This window comes from Vibrio sp. 10N (genome assembly GCF_036245475.1).
In the GTDB taxonomy this organism is placed as follows: Bacteria; Pseudomonadota; Gammaproteobacteria; order Enterobacterales; family Vibrionaceae; genus Vibrio.
Window position 1 is genome coordinate 2815375 of record NZ_BTPM01000001.1, and the last position, 17628, is coordinate 2833002.

16 protein-coding genes are annotated in these 17628 nt (G+C 46.7%); 3 read left to right on the plus strand and 13 right to left on the minus strand.

What is annotated here, in order from left to right:
• Positions 1-16: 16 nt before the first annotated feature.
• From folP to rlmE, 3 genes are all read right to left on the minus strand, one after another.
• On the minus strand, positions 17-847 hold the full coding sequence (gene folP / locus AAA946_RS13115; RefSeq protein WP_338165250.1) for a dihydropteroate synthase: 831 nt from the start codon (positions 845-847) through the stop codon (positions 17-19).
• A 55-nt stretch (positions 848-902) separates the two neighbouring features.
• Positions 903-2876 carry an ATP-dependent zinc metalloprotease FtsH gene (gene ftsH / locus AAA946_RS13120; protein ID WP_338165251.1) on the minus strand — a complete coding sequence of 658 codons (1974 nt, stop codon included), beginning with the start codon at positions 2874-2876 and terminating at the stop codon, positions 903-905.
• A 106-nt stretch (positions 2877-2982) separates the two neighbouring features.
• A complete protein-coding gene (gene rlmE, locus AAA946_RS13125; RefSeq protein WP_042496566.1) occupies positions 2983-3612 on the minus strand; it encodes a 23S rRNA (uridine(2552)-2'-O)-methyltransferase RlmE in 630 nt (209 codons plus the stop codon).
• 112 nt (positions 3613-3724) lie between these two features.
• Between rlmE and yhbY the strand changes: the two genes are divergently transcribed.
• Positions 3725-4021, plus strand: coding sequence for a ribosome assembly RNA-binding protein YhbY (gene yhbY, locus AAA946_RS13130; RefSeq protein ID WP_042473875.1), 297 nt, complete (start codon positions 3725-3727; stop codon positions 4019-4021).
• Positions 4022-4191: 170 nt separating this feature from the next.
• Here the strand turns inward: yhbY and greA are convergent, their stop codons facing one another.
• On the minus strand, positions 4192-4665 hold the full coding sequence (greA, locus tag AAA946_RS13135; protein WP_252012377.1) for a transcription elongation factor GreA: 474 nt from the start codon (positions 4663-4665) through the stop codon (positions 4192-4194).
• Positions 4666-5087: 422 nt separating this feature from the next.
• On the opposite strand from greA, the gene dacB reads away from it, so the two are divergent.
• On the plus strand, positions 5088-6527 hold the full coding sequence (gene dacB / locus AAA946_RS13140) for a serine-type D-Ala-D-Ala carboxypeptidase (protein ID WP_338165252.1): 1440 nt from the start codon (positions 5088-5090) through the stop codon (positions 6525-6527).
• Positions 6528-6571: 44 nt separating this feature from the next.
• Here the strand turns inward: dacB and AAA946_RS13145 are convergent, their stop codons facing one another.
• The 7 genes from AAA946_RS13145 to murJ form a co-directional block, all read right to left on the minus strand.
• Positions 6572-7420, minus strand: coding sequence for a magnesium transporter (locus tag AAA946_RS13145; protein WP_338165253.1), 849 nt, complete (start codon positions 7418-7420; stop codon positions 6572-6574).
• Positions 7421-7894: 474 nt separating this feature from the next.
• Positions 7895-8851 carry a 4-hydroxy-3-methylbut-2-enyl diphosphate reductase gene (gene ispH, locus AAA946_RS13150; RefSeq protein WP_338165254.1) on the minus strand — a complete coding sequence of 319 codons (957 nt, stop codon included), beginning with the start codon at positions 8849-8851 and terminating at the stop codon, positions 7895-7897.
• A 47-nt stretch (positions 8852-8898) separates the two neighbouring features.
• The gene (fkpB, locus tag AAA946_RS13155; RefSeq protein WP_338165255.1) at positions 8899-9330 is read right to left on the minus strand and encodes an FKBP-type peptidyl-prolyl cis-trans isomerase; all 432 of its coding nucleotides are present in this window, start codon (positions 9328-9330) and stop codon (positions 8899-8901) included.
• Positions 9331-9463: 133 nt separating this feature from the next.
• Positions 9464-9967: a signal peptidase II gene (gene lspA, locus AAA946_RS13160; RefSeq protein WP_338165256.1), complete on the minus strand. Its 504-nt coding sequence runs from the start codon at positions 9965-9967 to the stop codon at positions 9464-9466.
• A 137-nt stretch (positions 9968-10104) separates the two neighbouring features.
• Positions 10105-12933 (minus strand): isoleucine--tRNA ligase, encoded by a 2829-nt coding sequence (gene ileS / locus AAA946_RS13165; protein WP_338165257.1) that lies wholly within the window; start codon positions 12931-12933, stop codon positions 10105-10107.
• A 62-nt stretch (positions 12934-12995) separates the two neighbouring features.
• The gene (gene ribF / locus AAA946_RS13170; protein ID WP_338165258.1) at positions 12996-13931 is read right to left on the minus strand and encodes a bifunctional riboflavin kinase/FAD synthetase; all 936 of its coding nucleotides are present in this window, start codon (positions 13929-13931) and stop codon (positions 12996-12998) included.
• Between the two features lie 69 nt (positions 13932-14000).
• The gene (murJ, locus tag AAA946_RS13175) at positions 14001-15563 is read right to left on the minus strand and encodes a murein biosynthesis integral membrane protein MurJ (protein WP_338165259.1); all 1563 of its coding nucleotides are present in this window, start codon (positions 15561-15563) and stop codon (positions 14001-14003) included.
• 259 nt (positions 15564-15822) lie between these two features.
• Here murJ and rpsT point away from each other — a divergent pair, with 259 nt between their 5' ends.
• Positions 15823-16083, plus strand: coding sequence for a 30S ribosomal protein S20 (gene rpsT, locus AAA946_RS13180; protein ID WP_042473565.1), 261 nt, complete (start codon positions 15823-15825; stop codon positions 16081-16083).
• Between the two features lie 111 nt (positions 16084-16194).
• Here the strand turns inward: rpsT and AAA946_RS13185 are convergent, their stop codons facing one another.
• Together AAA946_RS13185 and nhaR are read right to left on the minus strand one after the other, a co-directional pair.
• Positions 16195-16494 carry an ArsR/SmtB family transcription factor gene (locus AAA946_RS13185; RefSeq protein WP_338165260.1) on the minus strand — a complete coding sequence of 100 codons (300 nt, stop codon included), beginning with the start codon at positions 16492-16494 and terminating at the stop codon, positions 16195-16197.
• 169 nt (positions 16495-16663) lie between these two features.
• Complete coding sequence (gene nhaR, locus AAA946_RS13190; protein WP_338165261.1) at positions 16664-17557, minus strand: transcriptional activator NhaR; 894 nt, start codon at positions 17555-17557, stop codon at positions 16664-16666.
• Positions 17558-17628 lie beyond the last annotated feature (71 nt).

Below are 17628 nucleotides of genomic sequence, written 5' to 3' on the forward strand. Positions count from 1 at the left end.
ATTTCCTTATTCGTTTTTATAAATTTGATTGCATCATCTGAACGATTTTCATCGCTTCAACAGTCTGAGCCGCATCATGAACACGGATGATTTGTGCCCCTTTCGCCGCAGCAAGGGTAGCGCAAGCTATGCTCCCAGCGAGACAATCGGCAGGTGCTTTATCAAGCAACTTAAAAATCATTGACTTACGAGACATGCCCGCAAGCACGGGTAGTCCAAATTGATGGAACTTATCCAAATGCGCCAGCAGATGATAATTGTGTTCCAGCGTTTTGCCAAATCCAAAGCCAGGATCCAAGATCAGCTGTTCACGTGTAATGCCTACCGCTTCACACGCTGAGATACGCTCTTGTAAGAATTGCGCCACATCTGTCAGAAGATCTTCATAAGTGGGATTCGCTTGCATCGTGCGCGGCTGTCCCTGCATGTGCATGAGACAAATAGGCACACCCGCTTCAGCGGCCACTTCCAAAGCGCCAGGCTCTTGCAGTGCTCGCACGTCGTTGATGATATCCGCCCCTGCTGCTACCGCTTGGCGCATCACTTCTGCTTTGCTGGTATCAACTGAAATCCAAACATCAAAACGTTCACGTATTGCTTTGATAACGGGAATAACACGTTCAAGCTCTTCCTGTAACTCAACATCGGGAGCACCCGGTCGCGTTGATTCACCACCGATATCAACGATAGTCACACCGGAGGCAATCATCGCCTCTACTTGCTTAAGTGCTGCTTCTACGGAATTGAACTTACCGCCATCAGAGAAAGAGTCAGGGGTAACATTGACGATCCCCATCACTTGAGGCGTTTCTAGAGAAAGGGTTTTCTGGTTTACTTGTAAAATCATAACTGCTTTAAACGACAAAAACCCCGAGCTAGGCTCGGGGCTTAATCACTAGTGGTTATTCTGAGTCTTTCTTAGTCGGCTCAGAAGACACATTTTCGGCTTTAGTTTCTGAGTCCGCGGCAGGAGCTGCTGGCTCTTCTGCTTTTGGCTCTTCGACTTTAGGCTCTGGCTTCGCTTCCGGCTTGTCTTGCTGCGCTGCAGCTTGGTCAGCCCAGCCTGCTGGCTCACGAATATCGGCTTTACGTTCCATAAGGTCATCAATTTGACCCGCATCGATGGTCTCGTATTTCACAAGCGCATCTTTCATGGAATGCATGATATCCATGTTCTCTTCTAGGATTTTCTTCGCTCGGTCATAGTTGCGATCGATGATGTGACGAACTTCTTCATCAATCAGTTTCGCTGTTTCACCAGAAACATGTTTAGTCTGAGTTACGCTACGACCTAGGAATACTTCGCCCTCATCTTCTGCGTACAGAAGTGGACCGAGTTTTTCAGAGAACCCCCATTGCGTCACCATCTTACGAGCGATATCAGTCGCACGTTCGATATCGTTTGATGCACCTGTCGAGACTTTGTCTTTACCGTAGATAAGTTCTTCAGCTAGACGACCGCCGTACAGGCTTGAAATCATCGACTCTAGATGCTGACGAGACATGCTCACACGGTCTTGCTCTGGTAGGTACATAGTCACACCCAGTGCACGACCACGTGGAATGATAGATACCTTGTACACTGGATCGTGTTCAGGAACTAGGCGACCAACAATTGCGTGACCCGCTTCGTGGTATGCCGTTGACTCTTTGGTTTCTTCAGAAAGTACCATAGAGCGGCGCTCTGCACCCATCATGATCTTGTCTTTCGCTAGTTCGAACTCAACCATAGATACGTTGCGTTTGTTACCACGAGCCGCAAAGAGCGCTGCTTCGTTCACTAGGTTAGCAAGGTCTGCACCAGAGAAACCTGGTGTACCACGTGCGATCAAAGATGGCTCTACGTCTGACGCTAGAGGCACTTTACGCATGTGTACTTTCAAGATCTGCTCACGGCCACGTACATCAGGTAGACCAACCACAACTTGACGGTCAAAACGACCAGGACGAAGTAGAGCTGGGTCAAGTACGTCAGGACGGTTGGTTGCTGCAATAACGATGATACCTTCGTTACCTTCAAAACCATCCATCTCTACTAGCATTTGGTTAAGGGTTTGCTCACGCTCATCGTGACCACCACCTACACCAGCGCCACGCTGACGACCTACCGCATCGATCTCATCGATGAAGATGATACAAGGCGCTGCTTTCTTCGCTTGTTCGAACATGTCACGCACACGAGATGCACCGACACCGACGAACATTTCTACGAAGTCAGAACCTGAGATAGTAAAGAACGGTACTTTCGCTTCACCTGCAATCGCTTTAGCAAGCAGCGTTTTACCTGTACCAGGAGGACCAACCATCAGAACACCCGTTGGGATCTTACCGCCCAGCTTCTGGAAGCGGCTTGGATCACGAAGGTAATCTACTAGCTCTTTTACGTCCTCTTTTGCTTCGTCACAACCCGCAACGTCAGCAAATGTGGTCTTAATCTGTTCTTCGCTCATCATACGAGCTTTACTCTTACCAAACGACATGGCGCCTTTGCCACCGCCGCCTTGCATCTGGCGCATAAAGAAGATCCAGACACCGATAAGAAGAATCATTGGGAACCACGAAATGAAGATAGTGCCAAGTAGGCTCTGCTCTTCCGGTGGCGTACCCGAAACTTTCACGTTTTGGTTAATTAGGTCATCAAGAAGTTTTTGATCATAAACCGGCATGTAAGTCACAAAGCGACTGCCACCACCACGGCGAGTAAAGGTTATCTCGCTGTCTTTGAATTGAGCTTCCTGAATCTGGCCATTGCCAACTTCCTGTACGAACGTGGTGTAATCTACCGCTCGACCGTTACTTTCCCCCGGTCCGAAGCTTTGGAATACCGACATCAACACAACGGCGATGACTAACCACAAAATTAAATTCTTTGCCATGTCACTCAAGGTGTCAGCCTCTCGATAACTAATTGTAATTAAAGGTAGGGTACTACAGTTTTTAGGCTGTAGCTACATTGTTAATTTTGTCTTTGTAAACTAATGTTCAGCCTTTGAAGCCATTAGCCACAATAAACACCTCACGAGAGCGAGCTCTAGATGAGTCCGGCTTGCGAATCTTCACAACTTTGAAGGCTTCGCGTACCTGTTTTACGTATTCATCAAATCCTTCGCCTTGGAACACTTTCACAACGAAACTGCCGCCAGGGGCTAAAGTTTGATGACACATATCTAATGCTAGTTCAACAAGATACATAGCTCTAGGCTGATCGACAGATAAGTTACCTGCCATGTTAGGAGCCATATCAGACATTACTACGTCGACCATATCCGGTTGGATTCTTTCTAGTAGTGCATCGAGCACCGCTTCTTCACGAAAATCGCCCTGAAGGAAGCTCACACCAGAGATAGGATCCATCGGCAGCAAGTCACAAGCAATCACTTGTCCCTCGTCGCCAACGACTTTGGCAGCGTACTGAGACCACCCACCCGGAGCAGCACCAAGGTCAACCACAGTCATCCCTGGTTTCAGTAGCTTATCCTTGTTTTGAATCTCTTCAATCTTAAAGATAGCACGTGAACGATAGCCTTTTCTTCTGGCCTCATTGGCATATTTATCATCAAAATGCTCTTTTAGCCAACGACCCGAACTGGCCGAATGTTTTTGCTTACTCATTCAATTTCCAACTCAATAAGGGCACGCCCTTAGAATAAAGTATAGTCTTCGTCATTAGATGGCGTTAAAATACGACTTTTCAACCCTAATAGTAAATAAATTTGGCCGCGTTATGAACCTAAGCACCAAACAAAAGCAGCACCTAAAAGGCCTAGCACACGCACTGAAACCCGTTGTGCTTATGGGCGCAAATGGACTAACAGAGGCTGTACTAGCGGAAATCGAAATCGCTCTTGACCACCACGAACTGATTAAAGTGAAAGTGGCGTCAGAAGACCGTGAAACTAAACTGCTGATTATCGACGCAATTGTGCGCGAAACAAAAGCAGAAAAAGTTCAGGTTATCGGTAAGACTCTTGTTCTTTACCGTCAGTCAGAGCAAAAGAAAATCGAACTGCCACGCAAGTAATTTGCCCAGTAGTTGATTTTATAGAAACAATTTGTTTCAAAGTGGGAAAGGTCGCTCAGGCGGCCTTTTCATTTTTCTGACAACCGGTGCTAGCAAAACAAAGGGGACACTCCGGCTTGCGGGCACAAAAAAAGCCGCCAATTAGGCGACTTTTCTCTCAACAGCATTGCTTAAACGTAAGCAACCTTGTCAATTTCGAAGTCTTTTTGACCACCAGGCGTCACGATAGTCACTTCGTCACCTTCCATTTTACCGATAAGGCCACGAGCGATTGGTGAGCTTACTGAGATACGACCAGCTTTGATGTCCGCTTCGTCATCACCCACGATTTGGTAAGTCTGCTCAGCATCCGTATCGATATCAATTAGAGTAACCGTCGAACCAAAGATGATCTTGCCCGTGTTATCTAGCTTGGTCACGTCAATCACTTGCGCGACAGAGAGCTTGTATTCGATATCACGAATTTGCGCTTCACAGATGCCCTGCTCTTCACGAGCCGCATGGTACTCTGCGTTCTCTTTTAGGTCACCAAGTTCACGCGCTTCTGCAATTGCTTCAGAAATCTGTGGACGAAGTTTAAGTAGACGATCTAGCTCTTCACGTAGCTGCTGTTCGCCACGTACAGTCATTGGAACCTTTTCCATTATAACAACCTCTTTTCCAAAGCATCCTTTGGACAATAAAACCCTACTCAAGCAAGCCTGAGTACAATTTGAAAAATAAACTGGATTAAGCCTAGTGTAATCAATCCGTGGATACAAATCACTGAGATTCGGATACTGAGGCAACAAGGAAACACTTGCGGCCGACACTGGCTGTCATGCTCTTAAATCTAAAGACCAGAGTATATCTCTTTGAGCAACGCAACAATATAGCTTAGTTAACTTCGACTTCGCAAGGCCAACCGCGTTGGCGATGGTACGAAAATGTGAGCGACGTAGTTTCCTATTATCAAAGCAGTACAAAGACTATTCGATAGAACTTTTTGCGAAAATTTAACGCTTTATCTCGACTTAATAGGTTGTTAGCCTACATTAAAACTAAGCCCGTCCTTGATGAATTTGCTATGACACCTAAACTCTCGCTCACCTGCCTACTTCTGTTCTCTTCTGCGGCTTTTGCCAGTGGTGTCGAGGCAACGAAACACTTACCGTATGGAAGTCGAAGCGCGCAGCTCATCGCACCGCTATCCGCTCCTGAACAGCCGTTGATTGCGGATAATACCGATCAGTTTTTTCCACCAGCCAGTACGCTCAAAGTCGTGACAGCGCTCGCCGCGAAATTGGCATTGCCAGAGAGTTTTCGTTTCGAAACGACCCTCTATACCTCTGGAAACGATCTGATCATTCACTATTCTGGTGATCCTACCTTCAGCCGTGAATCATTGCGCAACATGCTCAAACAAGCAAAGTCAGAGGTGGGAGCACGGTTTAATAATATTTGGTTAGACAACAGTGTGTTCAGTGGTTACGAGCGCGGTGTCGGGTGGCCATGGGATATCCTTGGGGTCTGTTACAGTGCCCCTGCATCAGCGATAACTCTCGATGGCAACTGTGTTCAAGGTGCTCTCTATACCAATAGCAATGGTTCAACGCGCATCAACATTCCCTCACACCAGCCGATCATCGCCACCACATCAGCCAAAACGGTCTCTAAACAAAACCAAGAGCAAACTCATTGCGATCTCGAGCTTGAAGTAAGCCCGAACAATCAATATACGCTCAGTGGTTGCGCCGTTGAGAGAAAGTCACCTTTACCATTAAAATTTGCTCTCTCTTCACCAGAACAATTCACTGTCGATGTCATTAAGTCAGAATTACAGCGCTTAGGGGTGATACTTTCTGGAGAAGTAAAGGTAGGCACGCCGAACATCAAAAGCCAACACCCCTTATTTGTTCAGCGCTCACGACCGCTTAATGACCTGCTTGCTGTTATGCTTAAAGACTCCAACAATCTTTATGCCGATAACATCACCAAAACTCTCGGAGCCACCTATTACAAGAAACCGGGTTCGTTCAATAATGGCACCGAAGCAATCAAGGCTATTTTAAAAGAGCAAGCTGGCATTGACCTTGAACTGGCGGTACTGGAAGACGGCTCAGGTTTGTCACGCAATAACCGCGTCACAGCCAATCAAATGCAGCAAGTCTTAAGCTACATCCACCAAAATGACAGCGCACTCAAGCTTGCTCGATTGATGCCTGTATCCGGTAACAACGGTACTCTAAAATATCGTTCAAGCATGCGAAAAGCGCCTATTAAAGGGGCATTGGTCGCGAAAAGTGGCTCACTGTTTGGTACTTACAACATGATGGGGTTTGGCCTGGGGAGCAGAGGGGAGCGTGAGAGTTTGTTCGTTCAGTTTGTGACCGATTATCATCCAAAGAAATCTACGACGAGCCAACCTGTTGAATCGCCTCTCACTCAATATGAGAAAGCCTATTATCGTCAAATCGTCGATTACAGTTACTCACTTGAGCGTTCAAACAACAAAGCGCAGCCGTAGCTGCGCTTTGAGTATATTCACGCTTTTCGTAACATCCTGGTCAATTAGGACAGCCCTAAGAAGTGGTTTACCACTGTAAAGTAAATCCACATCCCCGATATATCGACAATCGATGCCAGTACTGGGCTCACCAGTACTGCTGGGTCGAATTTAAAGACTCGGGCAATGATAGGTAACACTCCGCCTAAAGTCGTCGATACTGTCACCTGAATAAACAGCGCAACCGCGATGGCCATTGCGATAAGGTTAATATCAAACCCACCCGCAGAATTCACATCGCCAAAAACCAGAATACGTCCAACCATCACTAAGGCGACGGCCGCTGCAAGGCACACCGCGACACGGCTCTCTTTCCATAGCACATCGAGCCATTGCCTTTTGCGAAGTTCGCCAGTGGCAAGGGCACGTATCACAAGCGTAGCGGCTTGAGTCCCCGTATTACCACCAGCTGCGGCAATTACAGGCATGTAAACAGCAAGCAACACCAGCTGACTTAAGGTGTCCTCATATTGGGCAATGATAAGGCCTGAAACGATACCAAGTAATGCCAATGTGATGATCCAGCCAATGCGCTGCTTAACGTGCTCAAGCACACCTGTAGTTAAATATCCGCCTGTCGTCTCCGCTTCTGAGTGGATCAACCCCAAGTGGTGTGCATAAAGTCTGGCTCGCTTGTCATGCCCTTGTAGATCGAGCTCTTCAATTAAGAACTGAACTTGTCCTAAGGCACAGTGTTGTAACACGCCTACAGCTTCATCAATCGGCATCACGGTTAACAAGTTTAGCTGCTGATCTGTGTCGTATTGTAGGAATGCTTTCGTTGCCGCACCGATCTCTTCTTCTGAGAAGCGAGGTGCTGCATTTTCAATGTATGTATTGCTCATTACCGTCATGGCGAATCTCCCGATTAGCGTTGGTAACGACCATCAAAACGTCAGCTCTCCATGGGCGCAGTTAGACACAGCACAGCTGCCATGCAACAAGCACACTTATAGAGTGACTAAATAGAAGAAAGGAGAAAAATATCAGGGTGTTACAGAAAGGAATACACCTACCTCAACGGTAGGAGCGAAGATCGCAATTACCGACGTGAGGCTATTCTTCTCCTTTCATACTAGGAGGATGGTCGGTATTGTTCATAGTTATCTCCGAAAAAACTACCCTACTGGTAGCGCGGCGTAGGATACCAAAATACGCTTGTGAGTAAAGTCCAATTTCGGTATAGAAATCTTTTTTTACTTTTGTTCATATAAGTGTCATTTCAAAGGCAAAAACTCGTTGTTTTACTTCATCCATATACGACAAAAAATGCAATAAAAAACGCCGCGTAGGAAACGCGGCGTTTTCAATAGACATTGATATCAAGATCAATCGACAACCTTCACCTGAAGCTCTCTTGGCACCTCAAAGAACATGTTCTCTTCACGGCCTAACACTTCTTCCACGTCATCAGCACCCAATGCTTTGATTCGGTCGATGATTTGATTAACCAGTTCTTCTGGTGCTGATGCACCCGCGGTCACACCAACCAGGCCTTTTCCTTCAAACCACTCTGCTTCAATCAGATCAGGCGTGTCTGTGAGGTATGCCGGTGTGCCTAGCTTTTCTGCAAGCTCTTTAAGACGCGTTGAATTCGAAGAGTTGGTCGAGCCTACGACAACCATAACATCCACAGCACTAGCAAGTTCACGGACTGCATCTTGGCGGTTTTGCGTTGCATAGCAGATATCGTCTTTACGAGGACCTTGGATCTCTGGGAACACTTCACGAAGCTTATCAATTACATCCGCGGTTTCATCCACTGACAGCGTAGTTTGACTCACGTAGTGAAGGTTACTTGGGTCTTTAACCTTGAGCGTTAGTACGTCTTCTGGACGCTCAACAAGGTACATGCCGCCAGTCTCACTTGAGTACTGACCCATTGTCCCTTCTACTTCAGGGTGACCCGCGTGACCAATAAGCACTACTTCCATATTGCGGCGACTCGCACGAGCCACTTCCATATGTACTTTGGTTACAAGCGGACAAGTAGCATCAAATACAGTCAGTTCACGCGCTTTCGCTTCTTTGCGAACCGCTTGAGACACGCCGTGAGCCGAAAAGATCACAATGTTGTCATCAGGCACTTCGCTCAGTTCCTCAACAAAGATCGCACCACGCTGCTTTAGACCTTCAACCACAAAACGGTTGTGCACCACTTCATGACGAACATAGATTGGCGGCTGATACATCTCCAGCGCGCGCTCAACAATGCTGATCGCACGGTCTACACCCGCACAAAAGCCACGTGGGTTAGCTAGTTTAATTTTCATTTCATTACTCATTGAGGAACCGCTATTACTTGTCGTATTTATCTGGGTCTATCTTGTCGTTATTCTACTTCGAGAATTTCAACTTCAAAGGTGACATCTTGTCCTGCTAACGGATGATTAAAATCCACCGTTACCGAATCGCCCGCAATATCCGTAATGATACCAGGGATCTCCATGCCATCAGGACCTGAGAAGGCCATTATTGTACCGACTTCAACTTCAGAGTCACCTACAAACTTTGCGCGATCCATATGATGGACGTTATCTGGGTTTGGCATGCCAAACGCGTCGGCCGCTTTTAGTTCAATCGATTTGCTGTCACCCGATGCTAGACCTACCAGACATTTTTCGAAGTTGTCACTTAAACTGCCATCACCAATAATAAATTTGGCTGGCTTACCCATATTATGGGTACTGTCCGCGACAGAGCCATCGCTCAGTTTAATGGTGAAATGTAGGGTGACTGCGCTATCTTGGGAAATGATGCTCACGTTACGGCTTCCTTGTGTTTTTGAGTCTGTGTCTTTCATTAATACGCACAGAGGCTCTTTATCATTTAGCTTGTTATATAAAAAAGCGCCGTGCATATCAACGCACAGCGCTTAAGGTTATTCGCTATCTGCTCTACTTTTCATCTTTATTGCGAAAGCTGTCAATAATAATCATGGCAGCGCCGATGCAAATCGCCATATCAGCGAGGTTGAAAGCGGGCCAATGGTAATTGCCCCAGTAGAAGTCTAAGTAGTCAACGACAAAGCCATGAACAACGCGATCAAACACGTTACCCACCGCACCACCGATGATCATCGCATAAGCGATGTTATTCCACTTCTCTTTCGCCGGTAGCTTGCTCATCCAATACGTCAGCATGCCAGTGACAACAAACGCGATGCCTGTAAACAACCAACGCTGCCAACCTGCTTGATCGCTCAGAAAGCTGAATGCAGCCCCATAATTGTGAACATAAAGCAGATTGAAGAATGGCAAAATCTCAATACGATTCGCCCAGCCATAGCCCATATTGTCCATGACCACGAGTTTGATGCTGATATCAGCAATAAAGATCACGACCGCTAGCCAAAGCCAGCGAACACCAGATTGTCGAATAGTGATTGCGGTTTCGCTCATCTTTTTCCTTTACAGCCACCTAGGTAGCAAAAACTCAACGGATTATTGATTGGTATGTTCAATCAGTTTATAGATAAAAACAACCCCAGTAAAAACTGGGGCTGTTAAATCTTTCAAAAGTTCCGAGCAGCTTAATGTTAAGCGAACTTACGAACTTCGCCTTCACCATCAACGTTAGATGCACAGCGACCACAAATCTTCTCGTGACCTGCGATGGTGCCTACGTCTGGAGTATGGTGCCAACAGCGATCACACTTCTCGTTTTCTGTTGCAGCAACTTCAACGAATAGACCTTCTAAATCGGTAGCTTTAGCAGCGTCAGTCTTCTCTGATGCAGACTTAACCGTTGCTGCTGACGTTAGTAGTACGAAACGCAGTTCGTCTTCTAGCTTGTTCAGCTTCGCCTGAAGTGCATCATCAGCAAACAGGGTGATTTCAGCCTGTAGTGCACCACCGATGGTTTTCTCGCTACGCGCCGCTTCTAGCTGCTTGTTTACTGCATCACGAACCGTTTGGATTTCAGCCCAGAATTCGTTGTTCAGTTCTTCACCTTCAGCAAGACCGAACAGGCCTTCGAACCACTCACCTGCGAACACGAACTTCTCGCGTTGACCTGGCATTTCGTTCCAGATTTCGTCAGCCGTGAACGACATGATAGGTGCCATCCAACGAACCAATGCTTCAACGATGTAGTAAAGCGCTGTCTGACAGCTGCGCTGTGCGTGGCCGCCCAGTTTCGCTGTGTACTGACGGTCTTTAATCACGTCTAGGTAGAACGAGCCCATTTCGATAGAGCAGAACTGCATTAGACGCTGAGTCACGCCGTGCGTGTTGTACTCATCGTATGCTTTTACGATCTCTTCTTGAGCCGCTAGCGCGCGACCTACCGCCCAACGATCCAGTGCCACCATTTCTTCTGCTGGTACTAGGTCAGTTTCTGGGTTGAAACCGTTTAGGTTTGCTAGGAAGAAGCGAGCCGTGTTACGGATACGACGGTAAGCATCTGCAGAGCGTTTTAGGATTTCATCAGAAACCGCCACTTCACCCGTGTAGTCAGTCGACGCTACCCATAGACGCAGGATGTCTGCACCTAGCTTGTTAGTCACATCTTTTGGCGCAACAACGTTACCGATTGACTTAGACATCTTACGGCCGTGACCATCAACCACGAAGCCGTGCGTTAGCACTTGCTTGTATGGTGCTTCGTCTTTCATCGCGATAGATGAAATTAGCGAAGACTGGAACCAGCCACGGTGTTGGTCAGAACCTTCTAGGTATAGGTCTGCACTGTTGCCGTTAAATTCTTCACGAGAATCAACAACCGAGTAGTGCGTCACACCAGAGTCGAACCACACGTCGAGTGTATCCAGAACTTTCTCGTACTGGTCAGCGTCGTCGCCCAGTAGTTCTGCAATTTCTACATCCCACCAAGCTTGAATGCCTTTCTCTTCCACTAGTTGAGCGACTTTTTCAATCAGCTCTAGCGTGTTTGGATGAAGTTCAGCTGTCTCTTTGTGAACGAACAGAGCGATTGGCACACCCCAAGTACGTTGACGAGAGATACACCACTCAGGGCGACCTTCGATCATACCTTCGATACGGCTTTGACCCCACTCAGGCATCCACTCAACACCTTTGATAGACTCTAGTGCTTTCGCACGTAGACCCGCTTGGTCCATAGATACGAACCACTGAGGTGTTGCACGGAAGATGATTGGCGTTTTATGGCGCCAGCAGTGTGGGTAGCTGTGCTCGTAAGCGTGATGATGAAGTAGCGCACCTTTTTCTTTCAGTACTTCTACAACCGCATCGTTAGCTTTAAACACGTGCTGACCGGCAAATAGCTCAGTGTCAGGCAAGTAAACGCCGTTTGAGCCTACTGGGTTTGCTACTTCTAGATCGTATTTTTGACCAACCGCGAAGTCTTCTTGACCGTGACCAGGCGCTGTGTGAACCACACCGGTACCTGATTCTGTCGTTACGTGATCGCCTAGGATCGCCGGAACAGTGAAATCGTAGAATGGGTGGTTGAACTGAGAAAGTTCTAGATCCGCACCTTTGGCAAAACCAAGGTTGTGGAAATGCTCGATACCCGCACGATCCATCACGTCTTTCGCTAGCTCAGAAGCCACGATAATACGCTCAGGGTTGTCGCCTTCAGTTTGGATAAGTACGTACTCAAGATCGTCGCGTAGACATACCGCGCGGTTCGCAGGCAGTGTCCATGGCGTTGTTGTCCAGATAACAATTGAGATGTCACCTTGACCTTCATGACCTTCGCTTAGTGCAAATTTAGACAAAAGCGCCGCTTCGTCGGCCGCTTTAAAGCGTACGTCGATAGAAGGAGACACTTTATCTTTGTACTCAACTTCTGCTTCAGCAAGTGCTGAGCCACAGTCGGTACACCAGTGAACTGGTTTAAAACCTTTTAGTAGGTGGCCGTTATCAGCAATCTTACCTAGTGCACGAATGATGTTTGCTTCAGTTGCAAAGTCCATAGTGCGGTAAGGCTTGTCCCACTCACCAAGAATACCCAAACGCTTGAAGCTCTCTTTCTGACCTTCAACCTGACCTGCCGCGTACTGACGACATTTCTCACGGAACTCTGCCGCCGTCACTTTTTGGCCTGGTTTGCCTACTTTCTTCTCTACCATCAATTCGATAGGTAGACCGTGGCAATCCCAACCAGGAATATATGGTGCGTCAAAACCTGAAAGTGTTTTGGATTTAATAATAATGTCTTTAAGAATCTTGTTTAGAGCGTGACCAATGTGAATGTCACCATTCGCATATGGAGGGCCATCGTGTAGAACGAAGGATTTTTTGCCTTTTTTAGCTTTACGGATCTCACCGTAAAGATCTTCTTTGTACCAACGCTTAAGCATTTCTGGCTCACGATTGGCCAGGTTGCCGCGCATTGGAAACCCTGTTTCAGGTAGGTTCAGGGTATCTTTATACTCACTCATCGATTCTTAATTCCGTTGTATTGGGCGAAAGTTAGACATTATGTTAGCGGTGGAATCTTCCGCTAACCCTTAAACTGATGTAGCCACACCCTTGCTACATCAGCATCCAATTCTATTTGCTGCTTAAGCAGCTCCAGTGATTCGAATTTTTTCTCATCACGGATTTTATGAAGCAGTGCCACTTCAATTTGTTGACCGTAGAGGTTGCCCTCGTAGTCAAAGATATGCACTTCAAGATCGGGTGTTGTCCCCGCAACCGTTGGCTTTTTGCCAATATTAGCAATGCCCGGTAACGGCTTATCATCAACACCAAACACCTGCACCGCATAAACGCCACGGACAGGCACAACATAACGCTTAAGTGAAATATTGGCGGTTGGAAATCCAAAGCCACGCGCTAACTTTTGACCGTGAGCAACACGCCCCGACAAAGTATAATGACGCCCCAACATTTCTGCGCTTACATCTAGCTCGTCATTGGCAAGGGCCTGACGAATGGCCGTCGAACTGACTCGAGTCGTTTCAACACGAAAACTTGCCGTATTCACCACCTCGAAACCAAACTCTTCTCCCGCTTTTTGAAGCATTTCGAAGTTACCTTCGCGCCCCTTACCAAAACGGAAGTCATCGCCAATGACAAGGAACTTAACACCCAATTTGTCTACCAACAAGTCTCGAATAAAAGACTCAGGAGTTAGGCTGGCAAATCGTTGATTAAAGTTCACGCACAGCAGGCGATCCAGCTCCATTTTTTCAAGCAGTTCGTACTTATCACGTAGACGAGTCAAGCGTGCTGGTGCTTTATCTTTGGCAAACAGCTCCATAGGTTGTGGTTCGAATGTCATCACAACCGCTGGCAAACCGAGCTGCGACGCTCTCTGTTTTACCTGACTCAACACTCGCTGATGCCCTAGGTGGACACCGTCAAAATTGCCGATGGTTAAAACGCAGCCATGGTGCTGATTTTTAAGGTTATGTATGCCTCGAATGAGTTCCATGAAACGACTAAACCACCTGCTTAAATAAATGTTACGAGTGTGAAACTGACGGATTATAACCAATCATTGTTAATCTGTCGCTGCTTTTACGTCTTTCGGGCGAATTCCCAAAACGAGCAATGCCACTAAGTAAGTAACGCCACCAACAACAATCAGAAAAGTCAGCGAGATAATACGCTCAGATAGACCCCAGCTTAACCACTGCTGCATGTCCTGCAATTGCCATTGTAAAACGGTCACCATCGCCGCCACCGCGACAACCAAACGCAGTACAAACCCTACGGTTTTCTTCGTAATACGATACACGTTTTGACGATGAAGCCCGCGATACAGCAGCGCCATATTAATAAAGGCAGACAATGCCGTTGCCATTGCCAGACCGACATACCCATAGAAATAAGCAAAGATTGCGTTAAAGACCATATTTGACGCCATAGCAACAATGCCATATTTCACTGGCGTCTTAGTATCTTGACGAGAGTAGTAACCAGGCGCGAGCACTTTGATCAACATAAAGTTCAACAGGCCAGATGCATAAGCAAGCAATGACAGCGACGCTTGCTCGACATCATGAGGGGTAAACTCACCACGCATGAACAGCACCATCAGCATCGGCTTAGCGAGGACCATCAGCCCTAACATCGCAGGCAAACCGAGCAAGATAACCATACGCACGCCCCAGTCCATCGTATGGGCAAACCCTTCACTATGCGCATCAACGTGTTTGCGTGATAGCGCAGGCAGTATCACAGTAGCAATCGCAATACCAAATAGACCCAGTGGAAACTCCAACAAACGGTCTGAGTAGTAGAGCCAACTGATCGAGCCTGTGGCAAGGAAACTGGCAATAAAGGTATCGAACAGCAGGTTGATCTGACTGACTGACACCCCAAATAGCGCTGGGATCATCAAGGTGCGGATCTTAGTCACGCCCGGATCACGCCACCCCCATTTAGGCTTAACCAATACCCCCTCTTTTATAAGGAAGGGAATTTGAAACGCAAATTGAACAAAGCCGCCTAAAAAGACCCCTATTGCTAAACCAATTTCTGGCTGAGCGAGATTCGGTGACACAAACCATGCACAGGCAATGATCATTACGTTGAGAAACACAGGAGTAAAAGACGAGACCGCAAATTTACCTAGCGTATTGAGGATAGCCCCAGACAGTGCGACAAACGTAATAAACCAAAGATAAGGAAAGGTGATTTTGAGCATTAGACTGGCTAGCTCAAATTTAGGCGCAGCCGGGCCATCATTCAGCCAATCTAAAAACCAACCAAAGCCAAACAAAGCGGTAACAACACTCGAGCCAAGGATGCCGAGTAACGTCACAATAGTGACAATCACTCCCAACGTACCAGATGCTTTAGCGATTAACTCTCGCGTTTTATTTTTGTCCCCGGAGGCATGATATTCGGTAAGTACCGGTACAAACGCTTGAGAGAAGGCGCCTTCAGCAAAGAGACGTCTAAGAAAGTTGGGGATTTTATTGGCAAAGAAGAAGACATCAGCGCTCGCCCCTGCCCCCATTAGATTCGCCACCACCACATCACGAACCAGTCCCAATACTCGAGACACCAGCGTCATGGCACTGACAATCATGCCTGACTTAAGAAGGCGTTTACTCACGATAACCTCTGAATTACCTAGCCAATGCTTTGCTATTTATCGGTTTCAATAGCCTTTGTTATTGAAGAGAGGATTAGTATTAGCATTGGTCGAAAAATACTGTTAGAATCCCCGCCATCTTAACCGCGATAGCCCACAGATATCAAAAATTGTTTTGTATCGTCGGGTTTTTGCACAAATCATTTGACAATTGAGCGCAAATGAGGGATATTCCTCGCCCTTAAATTGTCACCGAACTAAGTTTTTGGGAGTTAGACCCTTGGCAAACAGTAAATCTGCTAAGAAGCGCGCTATCCAAGCTGAGAAACGTCGCCAGCACAACGCTAGCCGTCGTTCTATGATGCGCACTTACATGAAGAAAACAATCGCAGCTATCGAAGCTGGCGACAAAGAAGCAGCAACTTCAGCATTTGCAGAAGTTACTCCAATCCTTGACCGTATGGCGACTAAAGGCCTTATTCATAAGAATAAAGCTGCTCGTCACAAGGCACGCTTCTCTGCTGCAATCAAAGCTCTATAATTTAGACTTTGACTTGTGTTAAAAAAACCGGCTAAGGCCGGTTTTTTTGTATCTGCGTTTTCAGCATTAAAAAGAGAACATTCGCTACGAAAGTGCAGCGAACGATATCACTTACTCATCACTGCAATACATGCCATGCAAGGTTTCAATCAACTGGCGTACCTCATTGCTGCTCAAAGTATAAAATACGGTTTGTGCTTCTTTACGCGTGGACACCAGCCCATCACGGCGCAGCCACGCCAAATGCTGAGACAATGCCGATTGACTCAACTCCAAACGCGCGCATAACTCACCAACCGACAACTCGGTATTATGTAGCATGCACAGAATTTGCAGGCGTCTCTCGTTAGCCATCGCTTTTAAGAGTACTACCGCTTGTGATGCGTTTTTCTCCATATCCTGCAAGTTCATAATCTACCTCTAATGATTTGATGGCACGGTTACCAATGTGCCAGTCTTTGTCACGGAAAATGATAACGTTAGTAATTTCCGATATATTTTACATGGTTAGACCACGCATGCTAAGGCTTTGTTTAATTAAGTGTTGTTGAAATGAATAAATTGATAACCAACTCCAAAGTTAAAACGTCAACAACTCGGTAAAGTCCGCTTCGCAGACACTTTTTACCGCTGGATGCTGGATCATGCGCTCCGCAAAAATAACGTAATACTCTTCTTTAATGTCTTCGATATCCCCAATCAACTGTAAGTTGCGTTTGTCTTTTATCTCAGACATATAGATGCTTGGAGCTAAGAAAATGACATCCTCTTTATACATAGAGAAGGCTTTCATCAGAGCAACATCATCAAATTCACCCAATATATTTGGCTGGATTCCCTGTTGATCAAACCATTGGATAACTTTGCGTCCCATTGATGTACGACTGCCAGGGATTAGCAGACGGCTCTGCTCAAGTACCTCAGGAAAACGTACATTTTCTAAATGGCCAGAGGTAAAAAAGCTCATTCGGCTCTCACCCAGCTTCTTACTAAACAGCCCCGGACTTTGGCTCGAATCCACCGGGCAGTCAGACAGAATCATATCCAGCTTATGCTGAGCCAGCTGTTCAAGCAGCATCTCGTGCGTCGATTCAAAACAGCGTAGGTGAATATTGTTATCTTCTGGGATCGTCGTCATCAAGATCTTACTGACTAAGCGCTTAGATAAAGCATCCGCCACCCCAACATCAAACAATAAGTTTGAGCGCTGACTGTAGTTGACGATATCGAGCATCTCGTAGCTCAGTCCAAACATTCGGTCAGCATACTTGTAGACCAGTTGCCCCAACTCCGTTGGCTCGACACTTCGTCCGTTTCGTTTGGTCAGCTTGCCATCCATGCGCTCTTCAAGCGCTTTGATCTGACCGGTAACCGTCTGTGGAGTCAAAAACAACGCATCGGCTGCTTTGGTAACGGAACCTTGTTTACATACCATCCAAAAGTAATACAAGTGGTTATAGTTGAGGTGAGACATGCTAAATCGCCTAAAATGAGTGACTCTCTTTTATAGCAAAATCTCGCCACGCCAACAATATTCGATATAAC